Genomic DNA, 22,772 nt, shown 5'->3' on the forward strand with positions numbered 1-22,772 from the left:
CTGCTCCTGCTCCTGCTCCTGCTCCTGCTCCTGCTCCTGAAAGCAACGCTGGCGTGGCGCAGTCCGCAAGCCCTCGTGATGCCTCTCCCGCGCTGGACCAGCAGGATGATGCAACGCCACCCGTGCAGGCCAAACTGTTCAATCGGCTTCCTGCCCCCCATGCGGGAGATCACCCTCTCTCCATTCCGCAGGATCTGCGTCCGCCGTCCATTGCGCTGGGAGAACTGTTCGCCGCCATTCATGCAGCCAAAATCTTCACGGATGCAAAAGCCGTGGCCGATGCAATTCCTGATCAGGCTCCTGTTGATCTGGTTGCCATGTGGAAGCAGCAGAAAGACCTGCCCGATTTCAACCTGAAGCTGTTTGTATCAGAACATTTCACCATTCCTGTTCTGCGGTCTGCAGCCTATTCACGCAAACCTGATGAAAACGTGCGCGATTACATTACCGGCATGTGGGATATCCTGACGCGTGACGCCGATACTGCCGTGCCGTGGTCTTCCCTGCTCGCACTGCCACAGAAATACATTGTTCCCGGCGGACGTTTTTCAGAAATATATTACTGGGACAGCTATTTTACCATGATTGGCCTCTATGAGGACGAGCGCATCGATCTGATGCGCAACATGGTGCAGGATATTGCCTCCCTGATCGCACGGTATGGGCATATGCCCAACGGAAACCGCACCTATTATCTCAGCCGGTCTCAGCCTCCGTTTTTCTCCGTGATGCTGGATCTGCTCGCCAGCCATGATGGGCAGGTGGTTTACACATCTTTCCTGCCAGAACTGCAACGCGAATATGATTACTGGACGGATGGAGCCGCCACACTCAAACCCGGAAACGCGTGGCGACACGCCGTAAAACTCCCTGACGGAACACTCATGTTTCGCCCATGGGATGACATGAACACGCCTCGCGATGAAAGCTACCCGCAGGATCTGGCCACTGCCCGCCAAACACAACGCAACGCCAATGATCTCTGGCGTGATCTGCGCGCGGGCGCTGAAACCGGATGGGATTATTCCTCACGCTGGCTGGCGGACGGCAAAACCCTTTCAACCATCCAGACAACATCACTCCTGACAATAGAATATAATTGTCTGATGGTGCATCTGATGCAGACCCTCTCCCACGCCTACGCGCTGAGTGGAGATAAAGGGAAATCCGCGTCATACATGCAGCAGGCCAAACAGCTTCAGGACGCCATCAACCATTATCTGTGGGATGAAAAAGAAGGCGCCTATTTCGATTACAACTGGAAAACCGGCAAACCCACCGGCATTCTGTCCACTGCCACAGCTGTTCCACTTTTCCTGCATCTGGCCCCGCAGGACAAGGCCGATGCCGTGGCGCACACCATCCAGAAACGGTTGCTGCATGTAGGCGGGCTGACCGTAACGGATCAGGTGACCGGCCAGCAATGGGATGCCCCGAACGGGTGGGCTCCTGAAGAATGGATGGCCATAAAGGGGCTGGAACAGTACGGGCATCATGATCTGGCAGCCGATATTGGCCGCAGATGGATGGCACGCGTTATTGGCACCTTTGAAAAAAGTGGTGTTCTATTGGAAAAATATGATGTTGTGGCAAACGACATAAGCCCCACCGGGGGCAAGGGCGGTGGAGAATACCCCATGCAGGTCGGCTTTGGCTGGACAAACGGCACCCTGCTGGGATTGATGAACCGCTACCCGCAAAACACCCGAAAAGTTCTGGACAAAAACCCATTGGCTGATCAGCCATCCCAGCAGCCGCTTCCCCCTGTTGACGCGTGGGATGCCAAGGGACCGGATATTCCTGTGACCGAAAAATCTCCGCTTAAGGGCGTACCGCTTTCTGCTTTGCATACAGAAGAGGACGCACAGGACGAACAGCCCCGAAAAGACGCCCCTACGGGAGCTAACGTGCAGCAAAACCCGCCAGCGGCGTCACAACCCATACCACCGGCAGAAAACGGAAAACCGCCGGTGGTCACGCCCCCGCTGTCACCCGCACCGCCTTCGCCACAACAGCAACAGCAACAGCAACAGCAACAGCAAAAATCTGGCACTCCCTGAGAAGGGATAAAGCCTGATTTCTGCTGCCGATTGCTTAAAAAAATCAGATGCCCGGCAGTTCGTTGACGGTTACAACCCGCCATCCCTCTTCCAGCCGTTCCAGGATGGTGAGAGATAGATTCTGGATGGAAAAATGCAAAGCTGTTTCAGCATGAATACGCAGAGCATGGGCCAAAGCCGCACGAATGGCACCGCCATGGCTGACAGCAATCATATCCTGCCCGGCATAGGTTTCTGCCAGACGATCCAGCCCGCGCCCCACACGGGCGCAGACATCAATCATGCTTTCCCCTTTTGGGGGGCATTCAGAGGCCGCAACGGACCAGAACGGATGTGGCGCAAGATGCAGGTGATCCGGCAATTCCTGATGCGCCATTCCCTGCCATTCCCCCAGATTCTGTTCAATCAGGGCTGGCTCAACCTTTAGTTCGGCAGGCCCATATCCGGCATCCTGAATGGCTTCCGCCGTGCACCGCGTGCGCGAGAGGGGGCTGATCAGCCAGCGGGCCTTGCGGGGCAGGCGTGCCGCCAGCGCTTCATACATCGGGCGCTGGGCAATCAGGCTATCCGGGCAAAGGGGCACGTCCAGCGTGCCATACAGGCTCATTCTGGCGTTTTGTTCCACCAACGCATGGCGGATAAGCCAGAAGCGGGTCACGCCTGTCGCCAGTTGAGGCGTATCCAGAAAGTTGCCCTGATTGGATTGTACGATTTTGGGAGACGTTACAGATGCACTCATGCTGCTGTTGTGCGATCAGGAACGGCCCAAGGCAAGAGAAGAAATTGTAATGCCTGCCTGCTGCGAACCTCCACCATTTCCATGATGACATGATGAGCCATCTGCACCCAAAGCCGGAAATCCCATACTGAACTTTGGAGCATAGGAAGGCAGCGGATCTGCCGTGGCAATAGCAGACCAATGTGCAAGAATCAGGCTGATTTTTTCCAGAACCTTACGGGCATCCGCTATTTCGCGTGCCATTCTGGCCTTGGTACCCAATCCATCATGCGAAGGTTCACCCGATATCAGTCGGGCTCCGGCTGATAGGCGTAAGGCTGCCGCTTTTCCTCCACGCGCATGAGGGTGAGGTAGCGCAACTGGCTGCCCGACATGGCATAGAAGCGCGCCCAGCTTGCGGTCCACCAACGGCACGTAATCGGATACATCCGCATTTAGCCACTGATACAGTTTTCGACATCGATCAAAATCAAGCGGCGTATCAATATCTGGAGCCTCGGGAGCCCGGACCATGAAAGAAAGAATAGTCTGCCGTCTGTCCCAATCGTCCGGCAGAATGGGGCGTTGAGGCACGTAAGGGGTCAATAATTGCAGATCAGGCTGAGTCAGAATGGCCTGTGTCACGGCATGCAGAAAACTGTGGAGACGCTCTGACACCACATCCGCCGGGATCGCGGCAAACGCTTCCATCTCAGCCCGAGCCGCGGACCACCGGAGCAACAAACCATGATTAGCACCTGAAGCCAGCACCTGACACGCAGGGCTGGAAGGCCATTCACACTGGTTGGCGTAAGCCGCAAGCCCCGCAGGCAGCCCTCCGTGTGCGAGGCGTTTTTTCCAGGAGTCCGGCAGAAGCAACGCCCCACAGAATGGGGGGCCTGTATAGAACTTTGAGCCTGTGACCATTACCGCCCACTCACGGTCCAGATAGGTTTTTACCCGCTGGGGCATAAGACGGGTCTGGCAAGCATCCACCACCACATCCAGACACCCCGGATAGGCAGCACACAAAGCGGCAATCGCTTCCATATCTGGCGCCAGCAGGCCAGTTTTCGACAAATCAAGCACATGAAGGAGAACCCGCCGTCCTGCCGCAACCTCTTCGGCCACCATAACCTGACAGGAATGAACAACGTCATCGGATAGACGTAAGCCCCCTTCCACATTGCGTAAGGGAAGCGTCAAACACCGTGTGTCCGCTGGAAAACCGTCTACAAGGCTACCTTTTTCCACCAAGACGCTACGAGCTGTTTCCTGCGCAAAATGGCAGCCTTGCGCAGCAAAAGGGACACCGCTTCCCGTTTCATCCGGCGCTGTCAGTACTGTTGTGACGGGCTTGTTGCAGGCCGCCGAGAATGCAAGCACAGCCAATGCGCTATCCGTGCCAGAAGGAGAGAGAATAACCGCATCAGAATCCACAAGCCCAAAAAAACCGGCCAGATAGCCCCGTATATCTCGCGCCTTCTGCTTTAAAAACGTATGAGCATTCCCTTGTAGCACGGCCCGCATCAAAGCCAGTCGAGCAAGCTCCCCCCCTGTAAAACCGCGTTCAGATAGGGAAGAGGCCGTGGAGGAGGCGAACGTCACAGCCCATGGGCGCGGGCGGTGGGAACATCCGTAGTGATTCAGCCCTGTGCGCACGCCCACGCTCAGCCGCGCATCTCCTCCTTCTGCCATCAGCGCTTCAACCGGACCAATCAGAGACCAAGCTTTCACTAGCCAGTCGAAAATCTCATCCCACTCCCCAGAGGAAAGCGGTCTTTGTTCATGGCCCCCAGCCTCCGCCACAAGAGGCTGAAAAACTGGATAAACAGCCTTCAAGGCCGCTTTTGTGGGTACATCGGCTGCTGAAAAGACACGAACCCACGCTTCAGGTGGAGGCTGGTCGGCACAACTGTCCAGCAACCAGAATCTGGCAGTTGTACGGGCGGCAGCCAAAATGATTCGGGTGGTTTCACGTTGCGATTCGGAGGTTTTTTTCAACAGAACGGCGAGCTCAAGCGCATGCCGCAGGTGAAACGCTACAACTGTCTCTTCCCCCAGGCAGGGTGCGCCAAGAGTGATGTCTCCCTGCCGATTAACCTGAAAAGGATGTCCGATCGAAGGGTTAAGCGTAATGCAACAGAATTGTGCAAGAACTTTCAGTTCCGGTCTTTCCAACACCCTCAACAGCGTTTCCGTCAGGTTTTCGGCAAACATTCTCTTCGTCCTTACCAGCCAGCCACGCTGCGTCACTTCGTCTTTTTCATACTGCGCACCGGCCTAATTGCGCAAATTGTGCATGATTACTGGCGAATGGGAATTTTCTGCGTTATGCCTGTTACGTAAGAATTTAAAAGTTTTCTTTGGTCCACAAAAGCGGAAACTCTATGCGTATCTTATTAACGGGCGGATGCGGATTTATCGGGTCTGCGGTAATCCGACACATTATTCGGTCAACCGATCACTCTGTTCTCAATGTTGACTGCATGACCTATGCAGCTTCTGAAGAAACAGTGGAAAATGCCCCCTCCAGCGGACGCTACGAGTTTGCACGGGCCAATATTGTCAATGGTAGCGAGATGAGCCGTCTGTTCGAGACGTTCCGCCCGCACGCCGTGATGCATCTGGCCGCGGAAAGCCATGTAGACCGCTCCATTGATGGCCCTGGTGTCTTTATCCAGACCAACGTGGTCGGCACCTATTCCTTGCTTGAAGCAGCACGGAAATACTGGCTCACGCTGGACAAGGCCGACCGTGAAACCTTCCGGTTCCATCATATCTCAACCGACGAAGTATTCGGTGCACTGGAACCCAATGATCCACCGTTCACGGAAACTACGCCTTACGATCCGCGCAGCCCCTATTCCGCCAGCAAAGCCTCTTCAGACCATCTGGTGCGAGCATGGTACCATACCTATGGTCTGCCCACTTTTGTGACCAACACAACCAACAATTACGGCATCTGGCATTTCCCGGAAAAACTGATCCCGTTGATCACCATCAACGCCATTGAAGGCAAGGAACTGCCTGTTTACGGCGATGGCGCCAACGTGCGGGACTGGCTGTTTGTGGAAGACCACGCAGAAGCACTCGTCAAGGCCGTGGAAAAAGGTGTGCCGGGCGAAACATACGCCATTGGCGCCCGCCAGCCACGCAGCAATCTGGAAGTGGTCAAGACCATCTGCGCCGTTCTGGACGAACTGGCCCCGGATACCGCAGGGCCGCGCGAGCGTCTGATCCGTTTTGTATCCGATCGCCCTGGCCATGATTTCCGGTATGAAATTGATCCGTCCCATGCCGAACAGGCGCTGGACTGGAAAGCCAAGCATGATTTTGAAACCGGAATCCGCCGTACCGTGCAGTGGTATCTGGATAATCGTGACTGGTGGGAAGCTATCCGCGCCCGCCGCTATACCGGAAACCGCCTGGGAACCGCCGCAGAATGACACAGAAACCCGCAGTCGCCACGCCCATGAAGGGCATCCTGCTGGCCGGTGGTTCCGGCACGCGCCTTTACCCCATGACTCTGGCTGCCAGCAAACAGTTGCTGCCGGTTTATGATAAACCGATGGTCTATTATCCGCTCTCCACGCTCATGCTGGCGGGCATCAAGGATATCATGATCATCAGCACACCTGCTGACCTGCCGCAGTTCAAACGCCTTCTGGGAGATGGGTCCCAGTTCGGCGTACGGTTTGAATACCGGGTACAGGCTTCTCCCGATGGTATTCCGCAGGCGTTCCTGATTGCGGAAGACTGGTTGGGGAACGCCCCCTGTGCACTGGCTTTGGGCGATAACCTTATTTTTGCTGACCACCTGAGCGCCGCCCTGCAAACTGCGGCCCTCCGCCCGACGGGCGCTACGGTCTTTGCTTATCAGGTACGTGATCCAGAACGCTACGGCGTGGTCACCTTTGACAGCACAGGTCGGGCCCTGAGCATTGTGGAAAAACCGAAGGAAGCCCCCTCCAACTGGGCGGTTACCGGGCTCTATTTCTACGATAACCGGGTGCTGGACTTTGCAAAACGAGTGAAGCCCTCTGCCCGTGGTGAACTGGAAATTACGGATCTCAACCGCTTCTATCTGGAAGAAGGATCCCTGCATGTTGACCGCCTTGGCCGTGGCTGCGCTTGGCTGGATGCCGGCATTCCCGACAGCCTGATGGAAGCCGGTCAGTTTGTGCATACCATTCAGGCACGTCAGGGCATGCTGGTCGGTTCTCCGGCTGAAGTCGCCTATCGCATGGGCTTTATTGATGCAGACCAGTTGCGGGCTCATGCACAGCGCATGATCAAAACCGAACTGGGCCGCCTGCTGATGCTGGTTGCCGATTCTGCTCCCGTGGGCTGCTGATCAGGCAGCCCTTTTTTCTATGCCCGCCTTAATTTTATGCCAGTCTTAATTTCTGGAGATCTGCCTTCATGAAAGTTGATCGTCTCGCCATTCCGGACGTCATCCTTGTTACGCCGCCGCGCTTTGGAGACAATCGGGGGTTCTTCTCCGAAACCTACAATATCGACCGCATGCGTGACGCAGGCATTACCCAGCCATTCGTTCAGGATAACCAGAGCCTTTCCCGCCAGAAAGGTGTTGTTCGTGGCCTGCATTGCCAGCTTGAACCATATGCTCAGGGAAAACTGGTACGCTGCACCAAAGGGGCCATCTGGGATGTCGCAATTGATGCCCGCACTGGCTCCCCGACCTATGGCAAATGGGTTGCGGCTGAACTGTCAGAAGAAAACTGGTCCCAGCTCTGGATTCCGCCGGGCTTCCTGCACGGTTTCTGCACCCTGACTGAAAACGCGGAAGTTCAGTACAAATGCACCGGCCTTTACAACAAGGCTTCTGAACGGGCGGTAATCTGGAACAGTGCGGAACTGGCCATTGACTGGCCTGTCAAACCTGAAGACGCCATTTTGTCAGAAAAAGATCTGGAAGCACCGGAATTTTCTGCCGCCAAAAGCTGGTTTCAATTTTAAGAACGGGAGCACGTCATGAGCATTCTGGCATCTGAAGGTGGTCCCATTCTGGTCACCGGTGGCACCGGGCAGCTTGCAACATCTCTGGTCACGCTTGGTGGTCCGCGCATTCATTGCGTTGGGCGTCCCGGTTTTGATTTTGACAAACCTGAAACATTGGCTGCCACGCTGGAAGCCGTCAAACCGGTTGCCGTAGTCAATGCCGCAGCCTGGACTGCTGTTGATCTGGCGGAAAAGGAACCTGAAGCAGCCGCCCGCGCCAACACGAGTGGTCCGGCAGAACTGGCCCGCCTGTGCGCCCAGCAGAATATTCCGCTGATCCATGTTTCCACTGATTACGTCTTTTCCGGAGACAAAGGCACGCCGTATGTGGAAACAGATGCGGTCTCCCCTGACACGGTTTATGGCAGCACAAAGGCTGAAGGCGAAAAACAGGCACTGGCCGCCAATCCCAAGACCCTGATTTTCCGGACATCCTGGGTGTATTCGGCTCATGGCAAGAACTTTGTTCGCACCATGCTGAACGCAGGGGCCAAAAATCCGGCTCTGAAAGTGGTCGGGGACCAGAAAGGCAATCCCACCAGTTCCGATGATCTGGCGCGCGCCATTCTTTCCGTTCTCGCCATTCTCGAAAAAGACGGCTGGAAAGATGATTTTGCCGGGATCTACCATGTGTGCGGAACAGGTGAAACCACATGGCACGGTCTGGCGGTAGAAGCACTGAAAGATGCGGCTGACCATGGGCAACCCATGCCCACAGTTACAGCCATTCGGACAGAAGATTGGCCTACTCCCGCCAAACGGCCTGCTGATTCACGGATGGACAATTCCAAGCTCACCCGTGTATTTGGCGTAACCATGCCCGCGTGGGAAGAAAGCGTGAGGCAGGTTGTAAACCAGATTTTTGCCCAGACCCCGGCAGCCTGAGTAAAAAAAGGCACCCACTGCTTCTGACTACGTTACGGAAGCAGTCTTTTCATCCCCCTGTCAGAGGACCCCGAGTGCAGGATAACAGTCAGAGCAGCATGCCCGGACGCCTTTTTCCTGCACAATCGGGGCTTTCAGAGGGCCCGGTTGCTATTCTGCTTTCGCTTTATAATGGAGCAACCTATTTAAGCGAACAGCTTGCCTCCCTTGAGGGCCAAACCCACACTAACTGGGTACTTTACTGGCGGGATGATGGCTCTACGGATACGACCCTCACCCTGATGCAGCGTTTCAGCCAGAAACTGGGAACACGCTGCATTCTGGTCACCCCTCACAATGGGCGGCATCTGGGGGTAACAGCGTCTTATTCAAAACTTCTGGCAGCCGTTCCACCGCATGTTCCTGTGGCATTCTGTGATCAGGATGATGTCTGGCTTCCGGACAAACTAGCGCGTGGCCTGAAAGCGCTGGCGGCCCTCCCGGCGACACACGCCGCACTTTATTGCGCCAGACAAACCCTGACGGACAAAAACCTCACCCCCTTGGGGCTGTCTCCACGCCTGCCAGCCTCCACCTCTTTTCTGGCGGCTCTCACACAGAATATTGCAACCGGCTGCACGATCATGCTTTCTCCTGCCGCTTGTGATCTCCTGAAAAAAGCCATGCCCGCGTCCCCCCATATTCTGCATGACTGGTGGGCCTATCTGCTGGTGGCCGGCGCAGGCGGAAACATCCTGACAGATAATCACCCTGTTCTGCTTTACCGGCAGCATGGACAGAATGCTGTGGGTGCCCCAGCCCGCTTTCTGCAACGTGCCATGGGGGCCCTGCGGCGCGGCCCCAGCCTGTTTATGGATATCTTTCGGGCCAATACGCTTTATCTGCTCAGCCGCCAGACATTGCTGACTCCGGAAAATCAGGAAAGCCTGCACACCATTCATAAAGGGCTCCGCCATGGGTGGCATGGTGTTGCTGCCCGATTCTCTCTCCTGCGGGAGATGGAACAATTACAGCGACACGAAAAACTGGAGCAACTGGTGTTCCGGTTATGGTTTTTGCTCGGCTAAACTGCAAAAAACGGGCATTTTGCCAAAACTCTGCCTTACAAACCTTCTTTACAGCAGAAGTTCACGGTAGGTTGGGCCACCGTTTCCGAACGCTGTTTTTGTGATAACTGCCCTGAAAGAAACAGGCTGCCCTTTGGGCTGCAAGATCTTCAGGGCCTTTTGGAGTCAGGATCCAGACCCTTGGCGCGAGCGAGCCACACACGATCTGCAGACTATGTCCTTCCCACTTACAAGAGCACGCTTCGGCTGCGGCTGGAAGAAGGAGGCGGTCTCCTTCTCTGTGTGCTTGCCTGCGCGCTGCTGGTTGCTCTGGCCACGTACAACCCGAAAGACCCCTCTTTCAATACGGCAACAGGCCAGCCACCCACCAACCTGCTGGGCATGGTAGGAGCAGTGCTCTCAGACACATTGCTTCAGGGTATTGGCATGGCGGCGGTCCTGCCCGCCTTCATTTTGATGGCATGGGGCTGGCGCTTCATGAGCCACCGGCTTCTGGGCCATGAATCCCTTGTGGTATTTGGCTTGCGGTTTGTAGCCATTCTTTGCCTTCTGCCGGTCAGCGGGGCTTTATTCGCGGCCATTCCGCTGCTGTTTACCGCGTTACCGCCTCTGCACTGGCCGACAGAAGCCGGAATTGGAGGCGGCATCGGGTTTTCCATCGCCCAGACCTCTCTCTCCGCGGGTACGGCGGCCATTGGGCCTGCTGGCGGGATGCTGGTCTGGATTCTGGGGCTGCTTCTGTCCTGCCTGTTGCTGGCGCTCGCCACCGGCCTGCGCCGTCAGGAATGGGCTACTCTCTGGCGAGGCGTCATGATTGTGCTGCGTCTGCCGGGTCAGCTTGGCATGCGGTTTGTGCGCTATTACGCCAGCCGTAAACCACGCGAAGACACCCCCATCAGCACGGCTGGCCGGTTTGCTACCAGTGAGGAAACATCCTTCGCAGCAAGCAACGCTGCTCCTCACTCTCTTTTTGCGCAGGACGACGAGGAAGACGATCTCTCCTTTTCCGAACATCCTGTGGCTTCTGGAACTGCACTGGCCCTACGGGACGACGTGCCAGCAGCCGCACCTACCGCTGCCAACGCCCCTCCCGCCTTGCGGGAGTCACCTGCTCCTACACCCACACCGGCTATTGTGCCGCAGGCTGCGTCTTCCGCACCCGTTGCTGGTGCCAAAAGTGGACTTTTGGGGCGTCTGTTTACCGGTAAGGAAAACGCAACCGGCCTTGGTACACCCAAAGCCACAGCGGCACCCGCCAAGAAAGGCGGCTGGGAACTGCCACCCCTTGATCTGCTGAAACCAGCCCCCGCCCACACGCAATATGGCCCCTCCGCCGAAGCACTGAACGCCACGGCGCGCCTGCTGGAACAGGTGCTTTCTGATTACGGTGTGCAGGGAACCATTGTGGGCATGAGCGCTGGCCCTGTGGTCACGCTTTATGAACTGGAACCCGCTGCCGGTATCCGCTCCGCCCGTGTGATCGGGCTGGCGGATGACGTTGCGCGCTCGCTCTCGGTTCTGAGTGTTCGTATCGCCACCGTGCCCGGGCGGAATGTGATTGGTATTGAAGTACCAAACCAGACACGCGAGACAGTTTATCTTTCTGAACTGCTCAGCCAGCCGGATTGGCAGAATGATCCCGCCCACCTCTCCCTTGCTCTGGGGAAAGACATTGCGGGCGAGCCCGTGTTCAGTGATCTGGCCCGCATGCCGCATCTGCTTGTTGCGGGCACCACGGGTTCAGGGAAATCGGTTGGCGTAAACGCCATGATCCTCTCGCTGCTTTATCGGCTTTCCCCCGATGAATGCCGCCTGATCATGATTGACCCCAAGGTGCTGGAACTTTCCATTTACGATGGCATTCCGCACCTGCTCACCCCGGTTGTGACAGAACCCCCAAAAGCCGTGAACGCCCTGAAATGGGTGGTGCGGGAAATGGACCGCCGCTACCGCACCATGGCGCACATGCAGGTGCGAAACATTGCCGGCTATAACGCCCGCGCGGCCGAAGCCCGTGCTGATGGTGAAGTAGTGGTACGCCGTGTGCAGACGGGCTTTGACCCTGAAACCGGCAACCCCGTGTTTGAGGAACAGTCCGTCACGCTGGACCCGATGCCCTATATCGTCGTGATTATTGACGAAATGGCGGATCTGATGATGACCGCCGGCAAGGAAATTGACGCGTGTGTGCAGCGTCTGGCCCAGAAAGCGCGTGCCGCTGGCATCCATGTGATCATGGCCACGCAACGCCCCTCCGTGGATGTGATTACCGGCACCATCAAGGCCAACTTCCCCACCCGTATCTCCTTTCAGGTGATCAGCAAGTTTGATAGCCGCACCATTCTGGGTGAACAGGGTGCGGAACAATTGCTGGGCCAGGGTGACATGCTGTTCATGCAGGGGGGCGGCCGCATTACCCGCGTGCACGGTCCGTTTGTGGCCGATAGCGAAGTGGAGCAGGTTGTCAGCTTCCTGAAAGAACAGGGCGAACCCATTTACGATGATGACGTTCTGGCCGAACCCGTGGAAGAAGCGCCCGCTGGCGGCGGCAAGTCGGGCGGCGGAGATAGCGGCGAATCAGACATGTATGATGAAGCCGTAGCCATTGTAACGCGGGAAGGGAAAGCCTCGACCTCCTTCGTGCAGCGGCACCTCTCCATTGGCTACAACCGCGCCGCCAAGCTGATTGAACAGATGGAAAAGGAAGGCATTATCAGCCGGGCCGACCATGTAGGCCGCCGCAAGGTGCTGGTGGGGTCCGCCCGCGAGGAATGAGCATCCTTTCAGCTCCGCCCTTTCCTCTCTCCGTGCTGTATCAGGACCAGCATGTGGTGATTCTGGACAAACCGGCGGGTATCCCTGTGCATGCAGGGCCGAAAGGTGGCCCCTGTGTGGAGGATTGCTTTCCGCTCCTGTCGCGGCGCAAGGATGGACCATGGCTGGCCCACAGGCTGGATACGGAAACATCCGGCTGTCTGGCCATTGCACTGCGCAAGCAACCTTTGCTGGCTATGCAACAGGCTTTTGCCAGCAGGACAGCGCAGAAAACCTACTGGGCCGTTGTCCAAGGCGGCCCCAAGGACGATACTGGCGAAATTGATCTGCCCCTTGTCAAACAGACAGATCGCAGCGGTTGGCGGATGATCACCAGCGAAAAAGGCACTCCTGCCCGAACGTCTTGGCGCGTGTTGGGTCGATCAGACTCACTCTGCTGGCTAGAACTTCATCTACACACGGGCCGGACCCATCAGGCCCGAGTCCATTGCGCCGCCATGGGCTGGCCCATTGTAGGGGATACACTTTACGGGGCGCCCCATCCGGAGGGGCTTCACCTGCTGGCGTGTAGCCTGACGTTGCCTTTTACGCCACCAGTGAAGGCCGTCGCCCCACCTCGCAAGGGTATGCAAGCAGCGTTACAAGCCTGTGGATGGAACTGTGGGTAGAATCGGGGCGACTCCTTTGAAACCCCTTTTATCCTGCGAAAAAAGACCTATTCGCCGAGTCTGAGTAAATTTTCAAAATTATCTTTCAGGCGTGGAAGGTGCCTTTCCAGCGCCATTCCCGCACAATGTCCTGATGCAGAAGACGCCGCTTTTCACGCACGATGGTTGTATCAAACAACCACGCCCGCTGGCGGGCATCCTGCCCCAAGGTCTGGCGCAGCGGTTCATCCAGCATCAGGCGTTCAATAACCTGAACCAGTTTGGGAAGATCATCCGGGTCTGCATACAGGCCTGTGTCGCCCACAACATCGGGCAGGCTGCCTTTGCGTGATGCGACAAGGGCGGCCCCGCATCCCATAGCTTCCAGCGCGGACATGCCAAAAGGCTCCGGCCAACGGCTGGGCACAACCACAATGGCGTCATGCGCCATGGCGTTCAACACGACCTCATGCGGTTGGTAGCCATGCAATACTACCCCTGCTTCAATCGCCTTGGGGCGGAGTGCTGCCAGAAAGGGAGTCTCTGGCGAATCCGGGCCAAAACGGTCCGCACCGATCATATCCGCCCGCCATTCCGGGTACCGGGGCAGAAGCTGGGCACAGGCCGCAACAAACGCATCGGCCCCTTTGTCCGCCACAACCCGGCCTGCAAACAGCAGGCGTTTTTCCCGCTGGTCCGGTTGGGCAGGGAGAGAGGCCATAGTCAAACTATTGGGCAGAACCCGCACACAGGCTTTGACATTCTGGCTGACAAAGCGCGAACGCACCCATTCTGACACGGCCACAATGGCGACCGCCTGCCCCAGCTTGTCGCGCTCCCCCGATGTTCGCGCGCGCCGCATGCCACAGGGATCATTATGCAGCACCAGTACAACCGGCACGGTAGGACACAGTTTGCGCAAGGCAAGCGCCACATCCGGACGATTATGCACTTCCAGCAGATCAGGCTGCACCTGCCGTGCCAGACGCGCCACCCCACCAGCGTAACGGTGAATACGGCTGAAAGGCCGAAAAACGCGCTGCACGGGCAGAAAAGAAATACCAGCAAAGGGTGCGCTGTCCGGCGGCAACCCCACCACAATTTCTCCCGGCGCAGCCATGCGCTGCACCAGCAGAGAAATTGCACCAGCCTCCCCCACCGCAAAGCGCTCTCTCGGGGGCAGGACAGTCATCACCTTCAACGGCATTGCGTCCTCATCCTGTGGTCTTGAGGCAGAAGCCTGCATCGACACCATAAGTCTGATGCCTCCCGTCAGGGATCACGCAATGGATTCGTACATGTCCAGATGCCACGCTTCCGGCTCACGCGCCGCAGCCTCGTACCATTCCTGCATCAGGGGATGATGACGCACTGCCTGCATATAGGCCCGAGACGCCTCGGAAAGCCCTGGCACGGAATAGGACAAAAAGCGCGAGACAACTGGCGCGAACATGGCATCCACATTGCCGAACTGCGCCCCGAACAGGAAGGGTCCACCCTGACCATAACGCGTACGTGCATCGGTCCAGATGGCATCAATACGCGTAATATCTTTCAGAACATCCGCATCAAGGGGTGTTGCCAGAGGACGAGCATCTCGCCCCAGATTCATGGGGAATGTGGAGCGTACACCACGAAACCCCGAATGCATTTCCGCAGAGAAAGACCGTGCAACAGCGCGCTCGCACCGGTCTGCAGGCCACAGGGCCGGGGCCTGCTCCGCACAATATTCAGCAATGGAAAGCGAATCCCACACCTGCGCCCCGTTGTGCTCCAGATAGGGGACGCACCCGTTGGGAGAAAGGGTTTTAAGCGCCTTGGTCTGGCCAGCCCCTTCAAGCGGAACAACCTGTGTGGCGACGTTCAGCCCTGCCAGCTTCACCATAAGCCACCCACGCAGAGACCATGATGAATAACGCTGCGTGCCGATAACAAGACGACCATCTGCCATGCTGTCTCTCCCTCAGGCTGCCGAGGCGGCTGCTTCCCGGCGGATAAAACCACCGCCCAGAATACGGCTGCCATCATAAAACACACAGGCCTGACCGGGCGCAGGCATTGCCGGTTCGGTCAGTTGCACCAGCGCCCCGTCTGCCGTGGGAATAACCCGGGCCGGACGCGGCACTTCCCGCGCGCGCATCTGCACATGGCAAACAAGGCCCTCCGGCGGCGCATCCACCAGCCAGTTGACATCCCGCACGGAAAGAGAACTGACAAAAGAGTGCTCACGCGGGCCGATAATCACACGGCGGCGGCCCGGTTCCACGCCCACCACCATCTGACGCTCACCATTCAGGCGCGCCGCATTGCCCAGCCGTTTGCTCTGCCCCACGGTAAAGCGCATCACGCCCTCATGGTGGCCCACAACCTGCCCGGCGCTGTCCACAATTTCGCCCGGACCGGCCATTTCCGGGTGCATGCGCTCAACCAGATCCACATAGGACCCATCGCTAACAAAGCAGAGATCCTGGCTGTCGGGCTTGCCTGCAACAATCAGACCAAACTTTTCCGCTTCCGCCCTTACGGCACCCTTGTCTGGCATGTCACCTAGAGGGAAGCGCAGAAACGCCAACTGTTCGCGCGTGGTGGCAAACAGAAACCAGGATTGATCCCGCGCGCTGTCCACCGGGCGGTGCAGTTCCACGCCATCGGGGCCTTCCACGCGCCGCACGTAATGGCCTGTGGCCATGGCATCCGCGCCGATTTCCTTGGCCAACCCCAGAAGATCAGTAAATTTCACGCCCTGATTGCAGGCCACGCAGGGCACTGGTGTTTCACCCGCCGCATAGGCATCAGCAAAACGCTCTATCACGCTGTCCTGAAAGCGGCGCTCGGCATCAATCACATAATGCGGAAAGCCAAGGCGATCAGCCACGGCCCGAGCATCGCGGATATCCTGCCCCGCGCAGCAGGCCCCCTTTTTGGCGGCTCCGCGCGAATCATAAAGCTGGAGGGTGGCGCCTATCACCTCGTGCCCCTCTGCCTGAAGGCGGGCGGCAACCACGGAACTGTCCACCCCCCCGGACATGGCCACAAGAATGCGCATGGGCGCTCCCTTTCTTACGTTAAACGGTGTGTGTTCAGGCCGTACGCGGCAGACGCACCACCAGCCCGTTCAAATCTTCGGTCATCACGATCTGGCACCCAAGGCGAGAAGTTTTTTCAAGCCCGAACGCCAGATCAAGCATATCTTCTTCGTCATCCGTCGGCGTATTGAGCTTCGGCGCCCAGGACGGATCAACAATCACGTGGCAGGTGGCGCAGGCCAGAGAGCCCTCGCAGGCACCTTCAAGATCAATACCGTGCTTATGGGCAATTTCCAGCACGGAAAGGCCAAGCGGCGCATCAACCGTACGCTCTGTTCCGTCCTGCTCAACAAACGTCATCTGGGGCATTCGTCTTTATATCCTGCCAAGGCTGTCTCAACTGCGGTGAGGGTCACACGCATGCGGTCTCTTCGGGCATGCGTTGGCCGCGTACCCGCAGGGCGGCCTGCGCCAGCACATCCGCCGCACGCTCCGCCTCGGCGGGTGAGGTAAAACGTCCGGGGGAGAGACGCAAGCTTCTTCCCGCTTCTTCCCGCGTTAAACCCATGGCTTCCAGCACATAGGACGGTGCCAGTTCAGCCGAGGAACAGGCCGAACCAAGCGAGGCGGCAATGCCGGTTGCGGCCTCCAGCACATCAAGCGCGCGCAGCCCGGCTGGTAGACGCACACTGAACAGGCCGGGCAAATGGGGCGCATTTTCCGCGTTGATGCCAACACCCGGCAGGTGCTCCCTCAACCGTTGCATGAAGAGACTCCGCAGAGTCGCGAGATGGGTGGCATCCTTCGCCATCTCCTCCCGCGCAATACGACAGGCCTCTCCAAATCCGGCCAGCAAAAAGCCGGGCAATGTGCCGGAGCGCAGGCCGCGCTCCTGCCCGCCGCCGGAAAACAGCGGTTCCAACCGCACACGGGGCCGCCGCCGCACATACAACGCCCCGGCACCTTTCGGGCCATACAGTTTATGGGAAGAGACCGAGGCCAGAGCCAGCCCCATGGCTGAGACATCTACCGGTATCTTGCCTGCGGCCTGTGCCAGATCCGCATGCAGAAGTGCCCCTGCCTTCTGCACAAGAGGCGCCAGAGTCGTGAAATCCTGTAGCACGCCGGTTTCATTATTGGCCGCCATGAGGGAGACTAGCGCCGTCGGAATTTCCAGTGCGCGCGCCAGCACATCGGGCGCAAGTTGGCCGTCAGGCTGCACCGGCAGAATAACGGGCTCGAATCCCTCTGCGGCGAGATCACGCACGCTTTCCAGCACGCATTTATGCTCGGTCGCCACTGTAATGATGCGTTTGCGCGGGCTACCCTGTGCGGCAAGATGCCGGGCTGCACCCTTGATGGCCAGATTATTGGCCTCTGTCGCTCCAGACGTAAAAATAATCTCACGGCTGTCGGCTGCCAGAAGATCGGCCACCTGCTGCCGTGCTGCCTCCACCAGCGCAGCCGCTCTCCGGCCCGAGTCGTGTGTTGCACTGTGGGGGTTGCCGTTTTCCTGCTCAAGGGCCGCCATCATCACAGCCTGTACCCGCGGGTCACAAGGGGTGGTCGCAGCGTGATCGAAATAGAGTTCTTCCATTTGGTCCCCCATCAGACGTCTGCGGAAAGGCTTTTTGAACAGCCAGCAGCCGGTATCTTATAGCCCCAGAACCGGGGAGGCACTTTGCGCCATACCAACATAAGCCTGAATAAACCTATCTATGTCCTGTTCCTGCACATTCCAGGGCAAAGACACACGAATCGCCTCTCCAGCCAGAGTATCCAGCCCCATGGCCTGCAAGACATGGGAAAACGCCACCTTGCCCGAGGAGCACGCGGAGCCTGCCGATACACAGATATTGGCCAGATCAAGCCGCATCAACTGGCCTTGAGCCCGCCGCCCGGGCAGCGCCAGTGAGGTTGTGTTGCCCAGGCGCGGCGCTTCCGCCCCACACACCACAGCGCCCGCCGCTACTGCCGCTTGCTCCAACCTATTGCGCAAAGGACTGAGGTCACGCGGGGTTTCAACCGCGGCTTTCAAAGCGGCAGCCAGCCCGGCAATGGCCGGCAATGGCTGTGTGCCGCCCCGCCGCCCCTGTTCCTGCCCACCGCCTTCAAACAAAGGGGCTACCCGTGCCGGAGCAGGGCCAGCCAGCAGCAGGGCCCCCGCGCCTTTTGGGCCCCCAATCTTGTGGCCGGAAATCGCAACACTCTGCGCACCAATGGTTGCGACGGAAAACGCCATTCGTCCGGCTGCCTGCACGGCATCCACATGCAGGTGCGCCCCATAACGCTGGCAAAGTGCAGCAACTTCCGCCAACGGGTGCAGCACGCCTGTCTCATTATTGGCCAGCATCAGGCACACAAAGGCAGGCGACTCGTCCGCCGCCAAGGCTGCCTCAAATGCGTCCAGTTCTACCTGCCCATTGTGGGTGACCGGCAACCAGTTAACCAGTGCTCCATCCGGAACGCCTTTGCGCACGGCGTCATGTTCCGTCGCCCCCACCAGAAACCGACGCCCCTGCCCCAGACCATGCATAGCCAACACATTGGCTTCCGTGCCGCCTGAGGTGAAAATGCAGTTCAGCGGTTCAACCTCGAACATCTGGGCCACGGTATCCCGCGCGCTTTCCAGCACGGCCCGCGCCATACGGCCTGCCCTGTGCACGGAAGAGGGGTTTCCCGTCATGTCCGCCACTTCAAGCAGTGCGTCCCTTGCCTGTGGACGCAATGGTTCAGTGGCGTTGGCATCCAGATACACAACACGGCTCTGGCCATCCCTGCTGTGTGTATGTGCGGTCATGATCCCGTTCCTGCCTGTTTCTGGGGTGCAATGGTGTCCTCTGCAAAGGGCACAAAACAGCCATTATAACGATTTATGTGGAAATTTCGGCTCCGCACCCGTTATAGAGGGGCTTATGGTCGATACCATACAGCGCAGCAAGGCCGTCTTTTGTGGAAACACTGTTTCCATAACAGAAGGCCGCGAGACAGAACGAGGGGATTATGCCCTCATTTCCGACGCCGTCAATGCCGGAAAAACTGCCTCCCTCTTTTCCTGCGTCTTGCATGATACCATGTCCATACTGTATGCCCGCCGCCCTCTGCCTTCCCTCCATGGTAGCGGATGAACAGTTCTTGACCTTTTTGCGGGCCTGATAACCCGCCTGTTCCGGCACGGTGCGCGGCATCGTTCCATGCTGGGACCTTCGCCAAACCTGGATGCGTCATGCCCAAGGGCGCATTCAAAGATTATGCGGAATACAAATGCCTGAGGTTATGTTTGCCGGCCCTGACGGTCGCCTTGAAGGGCGTTACCATCACTCAAACGAGCCCAATGCGCCGCTTGCCCTCGTGCTGCACCCCCACCCGCTGCACGGCGGCACCATGAACAACCGTATTACGTATGCGATGTACCGGTCCTTTGAAAAAATGGGCTTTTCGGTCATGCGCTACAACTCACGCGGCGTCGGCCGGTCTCAGGGCCGGTATGATGGCGGAATTGGCGAAATTTCAGATGCCGCCGCAGCACTGGACTGGATGCAGATGGTTAACCCCAATGCTTCCGGCCTGTGGATTGCTGGCTATTCCTTCGGGGCATTTGTGGGCATGCAGCTTCTGATGCGCCGTCCGGAAATTACCGGGTGGATCAGTGTTGCGCCGCCTGCCACCTACTATGATTTCGGCTTTCTGGCTCCCTGCCCCTGTGGTGGGCTGATGATTGCTGGTGGCAAGGATGACATGGCTCCTGAACCTGCCATCCATAAACTGGTGGACAAACTGAACACCCAGAAGGGTGTGACGGTTGATTATCGCGTCTTTCCGGAAGCGGACCATATCTTTGCCAAGCAGGCCGACAAGATTACGGCTGCACTGGAAGACCATGTGACCACCGCCATGGCTCAGCGCAACATGCCGCTGGCTGCCGACTGAGGATTTTTTATCTGTCAGGTGTGTCCTCATGCCTGACAGATAAACTCTCAACAGGGACCATAACCGGCCTCCCTGTTCTCTCGCAAAAACACGAACCCGGCCTTGGATGCTGCCTGAAAAGTCAGCACTTACGGGGCACGAGGGTTTTTAAGGCTGATAAAGCCGGTTCTGAAGGCTCCATGCCGGACGATCTGAACGAAAATCCTGCACACTCAGCCACCAAAAGAGAACCGGACCGACCCGAGCAGCTTTTTCAAACAGTTGTCTTGGATTTTCGATGAAGGCCGCAGCCTTCTGCGTAAGAGCGGGTCTGTAACTCACACACCCCGCTCAGGGTAACCGTAACCCCGCCAAAACCGTGTGCCCAAACGGGTCCGTCCTTGCCGGTCGCCTTGGGGAGTTGGCTCCTTTATTTCAAACCGTCTCCAACAGATCAGAGACAGTTTGAAAAACCAGTCAGACTTTTGCGCGCCTCTTGTTGGCCAGTTCACGCACCACCCCATGCATGGTGCGCAGTTCCTGCTCGGTCACTTCCCCTCGCGTAAAGAAATGACGCAGATTCCGCACCATGCCGGGACGTTTTTGTTCATTATGCAGAAAACCGCACTCATCCAGTTCCCGCACCAGATGCCCCATGAAATTTTCAAGCTCACCCTTGGTGGCAACATGGGTTTCATTGGTCATGAGCTCACGCGGCGGGGTCTGATCCGCAGCAAGCCACCATTCATACGCCATGATCATGACGGCCTGCGCCAGATTGAGGGACATGAAGGCCGGGTTGAGCGGATAGCGAATCAACCCATCCGCCCGCGCCATATCCTCATTATCCAGACCAGCCCGCTCCGGCCCGAACATAAGGCCCACACGCAGCCCTCGGTTGGTTGCAGCACGGAGTTCGGCAGCGCCTCCACGGGCGGTCATGACCTGCTTTACAATGTGGCGCGGGCGCGGACAGGTGGCGAACACATGGTGTAAGTCCGCCACTGCATCATCCACCGTTTCGTGCACCGTTGCAGCATCCAGAATCCGGTCTGCGCCAGAGGCGGCACGCCATGCACGCTCCTGCGGCCAGCCATCACGCGGCGCCACAATGCGCATGTGAAACAGGCCGCCGTTAGCCATGGCCCGCGCAGTCGTGCCAATATTTTCAGCAAGCTGAGGCCGCACCAGAATAACAACCGGCGTATTGCCTATCGGCTCCAGCGGCGCTCCGCCGTCACGCCCGGTCATGCACGCCTCCAGGTGGTGCCGTCCTTGCTGTCTTCCAGCACAATCCCCTGCGCCTGAAGCTGATCGCGCAGCGCATCGGCCTTTGCAAAATCCCGTGCTTTCTTTGCTGCCAGACGGTTGGCTATCAGGGCTTCAATGGCTGCGTCATCTTCTGAAGCATCCCCTTTGAACCATTTTTCCGGGTCTTCCTGCAAAAGCCCCAGCATGCCTGCTCCGGCCTTCAGAGCCCCCGCCGCTGCGCGGTCTCCCGCCAGTGCCAACCCTGCCAATGCATGCAGTTCGGCAATAGCCATGGGTGTATTGAGATCATCCGTCAGGGCTTTCAGCACACCCTCCGGCACATCCGCTTCAGGCACAGGGCCTGCGGCCAGCGCGCGGTAGAACCGGTCCAGCGTTTTGCGCGCTTCCTGCAACCCTGCCTGCGTATAATTCAGCGTGGAACGATAATGCGCCCCCAGCAGCAACAGGCGGAGCGCCTCTGCCGGAGCCTGCGCCAGCACATCACGGATGGTCAGGAAGTTGCCGAGCGATTTCGACATCTTCTCCCCTTCCACCAGCAGCATGGCATTATGCACCCAATAGTTGGCGAACTTGCCCTGAGGGAAACAGCACAGACTCTGGGCCCGTTCATTTTCATGATGCGGGAACAGCAGGTCAGACCCACCACCATGAATATCAAAGCTCTCGCCCAGATAGCGGTGCGACATGGCTGAACATTCAATATGCCACCCCGGACGCCCGCGGCCCCACGGGCTTTCCCACCCTGGCTGGTCTGCATCGGAGGGCTTCCAGAGCACAAAGTCGCTAGGATCTTTTTTATAGGTGGCCACTTCCACGCGCGCGCCTGCCACCAATTCTTCAGGGTCACGCCCGGAAAGCGCACCATAAGATGGGAAAGAGGCGACAGAAAACAGCACGTGGCCATCGGCCTCATACGCATGGCCGTTTTCAATCAGGCGGGCGATCAGGGCCTGCATCTCGCCAATATTATGGGTGGCACGGGGTTCAATATCAGGCGGCAGCACGTTCATGGCAGCCAGATCGGCATGGAACTCTTCCGTGGTCCGCTGCGTCAGGGAACCAATATCCTCCCCGTTTGCGCGGGCACGGGCGGTGATCTTGTCATCCACATCCGTGATGTTGCGCACAAACGTGACACGCGGGAACAGATGCCGCAGAAGCCGCACCAGAACATCCGCCGTCAACATGGCGCGCAGATTACCGATATGCGCCAGATCATACACCGTAGGCCCACAGTAATAGACCTTCACATGGCCCGGATCGAGCGGTGTGAAAGGCACTGTTGCGCGGCGTTGGCTGTCGTGCAGAGAAAGAAGGGGCATTGGTGCAGGCTCTGAGTACGGCATGATCGCCTAGATGCGCCAGCGCCTTGCGGGATGCAATATCAT

General features: G+C 57.9%; 20 protein-coding genes. 10 read left to right on the forward strand and 10 right to left on the reverse strand.

All coding sequences use genetic code 11. From position 1 onward, the window contains the following. Positions 1 to 92 precede the first annotated feature (92 nt). A complete protein-coding gene (treF, locus tag AD944_RS10175; RefSeq protein WP_408735779.1) occupies positions 93 to 2,060 on the forward strand; it encodes an alpha,alpha-trehalase TreF in 1,968 nt (655 codons plus the stop codon). A 43-nt stretch (positions 2,061 to 2,103) separates the two neighbouring features. Here the strand turns inward: treF and AD944_RS10180 are convergent, their stop codons facing one another. Together AD944_RS10180 and AD944_RS10185 are read right to left on the reverse strand one after the other, a co-directional pair. Continuing rightward, positions 2,104 to 2,799: a histidine phosphatase family protein gene (locus AD944_RS10180; protein ID WP_035382618.1), complete on the reverse strand. Its 696-nt coding sequence runs from the start codon at positions 2,797 to 2,799 to the stop codon at positions 2,104 to 2,106. 15 nt (positions 2,800 to 2,814) lie between these two features. Continuing rightward, the gene (locus AD944_RS10185) at positions 2,815 to 4,998 is read right to left on the reverse strand and encodes a hypothetical protein (RefSeq protein ID WP_179946466.1); all 2,184 of its coding nucleotides are present in this window, start codon (positions 4,996 to 4,998) and stop codon (positions 2,815 to 2,817) included. 170 nt (positions 4,999 to 5,168) lie between these two features. Between AD944_RS10185 and rfbB the strand changes: the two genes are divergently transcribed. The 7 genes from rfbB to AD944_RS10220 all read left to right on the forward strand — a co-directional run bounded on the left by rfbB (position 5,169) and on the right by AD944_RS10220 (position 13,198). Continuing rightward, positions 5,169 to 6,227 (forward strand): dTDP-glucose 4,6-dehydratase, encoded by a 1,059-nt coding sequence (gene rfbB, locus AD944_RS10190; protein ID WP_035382616.1) that lies wholly within the window; start codon positions 5,169 to 5,171, stop codon positions 6,225 to 6,227. Then, positions 6,224 to 7,135 carry a glucose-1-phosphate thymidylyltransferase RfbA gene (gene rfbA, locus AD944_RS10195; RefSeq protein ID WP_045541751.1) on the forward strand — a complete coding sequence of 304 codons (912 nt, stop codon included), beginning with the start codon at positions 6,224 to 6,226 and terminating at the stop codon, positions 7,133 to 7,135. The genes rfbB and rfbA overlap by 4 nt, the downstream gene beginning before the upstream one ends. Before the next feature lie 68 nt (positions 7,136 to 7,203). Further along, a complete protein-coding gene (rfbC, locus tag AD944_RS10200; protein WP_035382613.1) occupies positions 7,204 to 7,761 on the forward strand; it encodes a dTDP-4-dehydrorhamnose 3,5-epimerase in 558 nt (185 codons plus the stop codon). 15 nt (positions 7,762 to 7,776) lie between these two features. Beyond that, entirely contained in the window at positions 7,777 to 8,688 is a 912-nt protein-coding gene (rfbD, locus tag AD944_RS10205; protein WP_045541752.1) for a dTDP-4-dehydrorhamnose reductase, read from the forward strand. Between the two features lie 98 nt (positions 8,689 to 8,786). Beyond that, the gene (locus AD944_RS10210; protein ID WP_045541753.1) at positions 8,787 to 9,755 is read left to right on the forward strand and encodes a glycosyltransferase family 2 protein; all 969 of its coding nucleotides are present in this window, start codon (positions 8,787 to 8,789) and stop codon (positions 9,753 to 9,755) included. A gap of 180 nt (positions 9,756 to 9,935) precedes the next feature. Next, positions 9,936 to 12,530, forward strand: a complete 2,595-nt coding sequence (locus AD944_RS10215) for an FtsK/SpoIIIE family DNA translocase (protein WP_045541754.1) — start codon at positions 9,936 to 9,938, stop codon at positions 12,528 to 12,530. Next, positions 12,527 to 13,198: an RluA family pseudouridine synthase gene (locus AD944_RS10220; RefSeq protein WP_082741172.1), complete on the forward strand. Its 672-nt coding sequence runs from the start codon at positions 12,527 to 12,529 to the stop codon at positions 13,196 to 13,198. The genes AD944_RS10215 and AD944_RS10220 overlap by 4 nt, the downstream gene beginning before the upstream one ends. 85 nt (positions 13,199 to 13,283) lie before the next feature. On the opposite strand, the gene AD944_RS10225 is transcribed toward AD944_RS10220, so the two are convergent. Genes AD944_RS10225 through AD944_RS10250 form a run of 6 tightly spaced genes read right to left on the reverse strand, consistent with a single transcriptional unit; the run spans position 13,284 to position 19,003 of the window. Next, positions 13,284 to 14,423 (reverse strand): glycosyltransferase family 4 protein, encoded by a 1,140-nt coding sequence (locus AD944_RS10225; protein WP_052427114.1) that lies wholly within the window; start codon positions 14,421 to 14,423, stop codon positions 13,284 to 13,286. 33 nt (positions 14,424 to 14,456) lie between these two features. Further along, positions 14,457 to 15,128 carry a glutathione S-transferase gene (locus AD944_RS10230; protein ID WP_045541756.1) on the reverse strand — a complete coding sequence of 224 codons (672 nt, stop codon included), beginning with the start codon at positions 15,126 to 15,128 and terminating at the stop codon, positions 14,457 to 14,459. Between the two features lie 12 nt (positions 15,129 to 15,140). Next, the gene (gene mnmA / locus AD944_RS10235) at positions 15,141 to 16,223 is read right to left on the reverse strand and encodes a tRNA 2-thiouridine(34) synthase MnmA (RefSeq protein WP_006558170.1); all 1,083 of its coding nucleotides are present in this window, start codon (positions 16,221 to 16,223) and stop codon (positions 15,141 to 15,143) included. A 34-nt stretch (positions 16,224 to 16,257) separates the two neighbouring features. Continuing rightward, positions 16,258 to 16,572: a ferredoxin family 2Fe-2S iron-sulfur cluster binding protein gene (locus tag AD944_RS10240; protein ID WP_006558169.1), complete on the reverse strand. Its 315-nt coding sequence runs from the start codon at positions 16,570 to 16,572 to the stop codon at positions 16,258 to 16,260. A 43-nt stretch (positions 16,573 to 16,615) separates the two neighbouring features. After that, positions 16,616 to 17,800, reverse strand: coding sequence for a cysteine desulfurase family protein (locus tag AD944_RS10245; protein ID WP_052427115.1), 1,185 nt, complete (start codon positions 17,798 to 17,800; stop codon positions 16,616 to 16,618). A gap of 57 nt (positions 17,801 to 17,857) precedes the next feature. Further along, positions 17,858 to 19,003, reverse strand: a complete 1,146-nt coding sequence (locus AD944_RS10250; RefSeq protein WP_045541758.1) for a cysteine desulfurase family protein — start codon at positions 19,001 to 19,003, stop codon at positions 17,858 to 17,860. Between the two features lie 115 nt (positions 19,004 to 19,118). Here AD944_RS10250 and AD944_RS16790 point away from each other — a divergent pair, with 115 nt between their 5' ends. Both AD944_RS16790 and AD944_RS10260 read left to right on the forward strand, forming a co-directional pair. After that, on the forward strand, positions 19,119 to 19,331 hold the full coding sequence (locus tag AD944_RS16790) for a hypothetical protein (RefSeq protein ID WP_140329602.1): 213 nt from the start codon (positions 19,119 to 19,121) through the stop codon (positions 19,329 to 19,331). A gap of 136 nt (positions 19,332 to 19,467) precedes the next feature. Then, complete coding sequence (locus tag AD944_RS10260; RefSeq protein ID WP_035382606.1) at positions 19,468 to 20,133, forward strand: alpha/beta hydrolase; 666 nt, start codon at positions 19,468 to 19,470, stop codon at positions 20,131 to 20,133. Between the two features lie 456 nt (positions 20,134 to 20,589). Here the strand turns inward: AD944_RS10260 and AD944_RS10265 are convergent, their stop codons facing one another. Next, positions 20,590 to 21,363 carry an RNA methyltransferase gene (locus AD944_RS10265; protein ID WP_006558163.1) on the reverse strand — a complete coding sequence of 258 codons (774 nt, stop codon included), beginning with the start codon at positions 21,361 to 21,363 and terminating at the stop codon, positions 20,590 to 20,592. Continuing rightward, on the reverse strand, positions 21,360 to 22,706 hold the full coding sequence (cysS, locus tag AD944_RS10270; RefSeq protein WP_045541760.1) for a cysteine--tRNA ligase: 1,347 nt from the start codon (positions 22,704 to 22,706) through the stop codon (positions 21,360 to 21,362). Before cysS ends, AD944_RS10265 begins: the two co-directional genes overlap by 4 nt. Positions 22,707 to 22,772: the final 66 nt, after the last annotated feature.

The organism is Acetobacter tropicalis, from assembly GCF_001580915.1.
In the GTDB taxonomy this organism is placed as follows: domain Bacteria; phylum Pseudomonadota; class Alphaproteobacteria; order Acetobacterales; family Acetobacteraceae; genus Acetobacter; species Acetobacter tropicalis.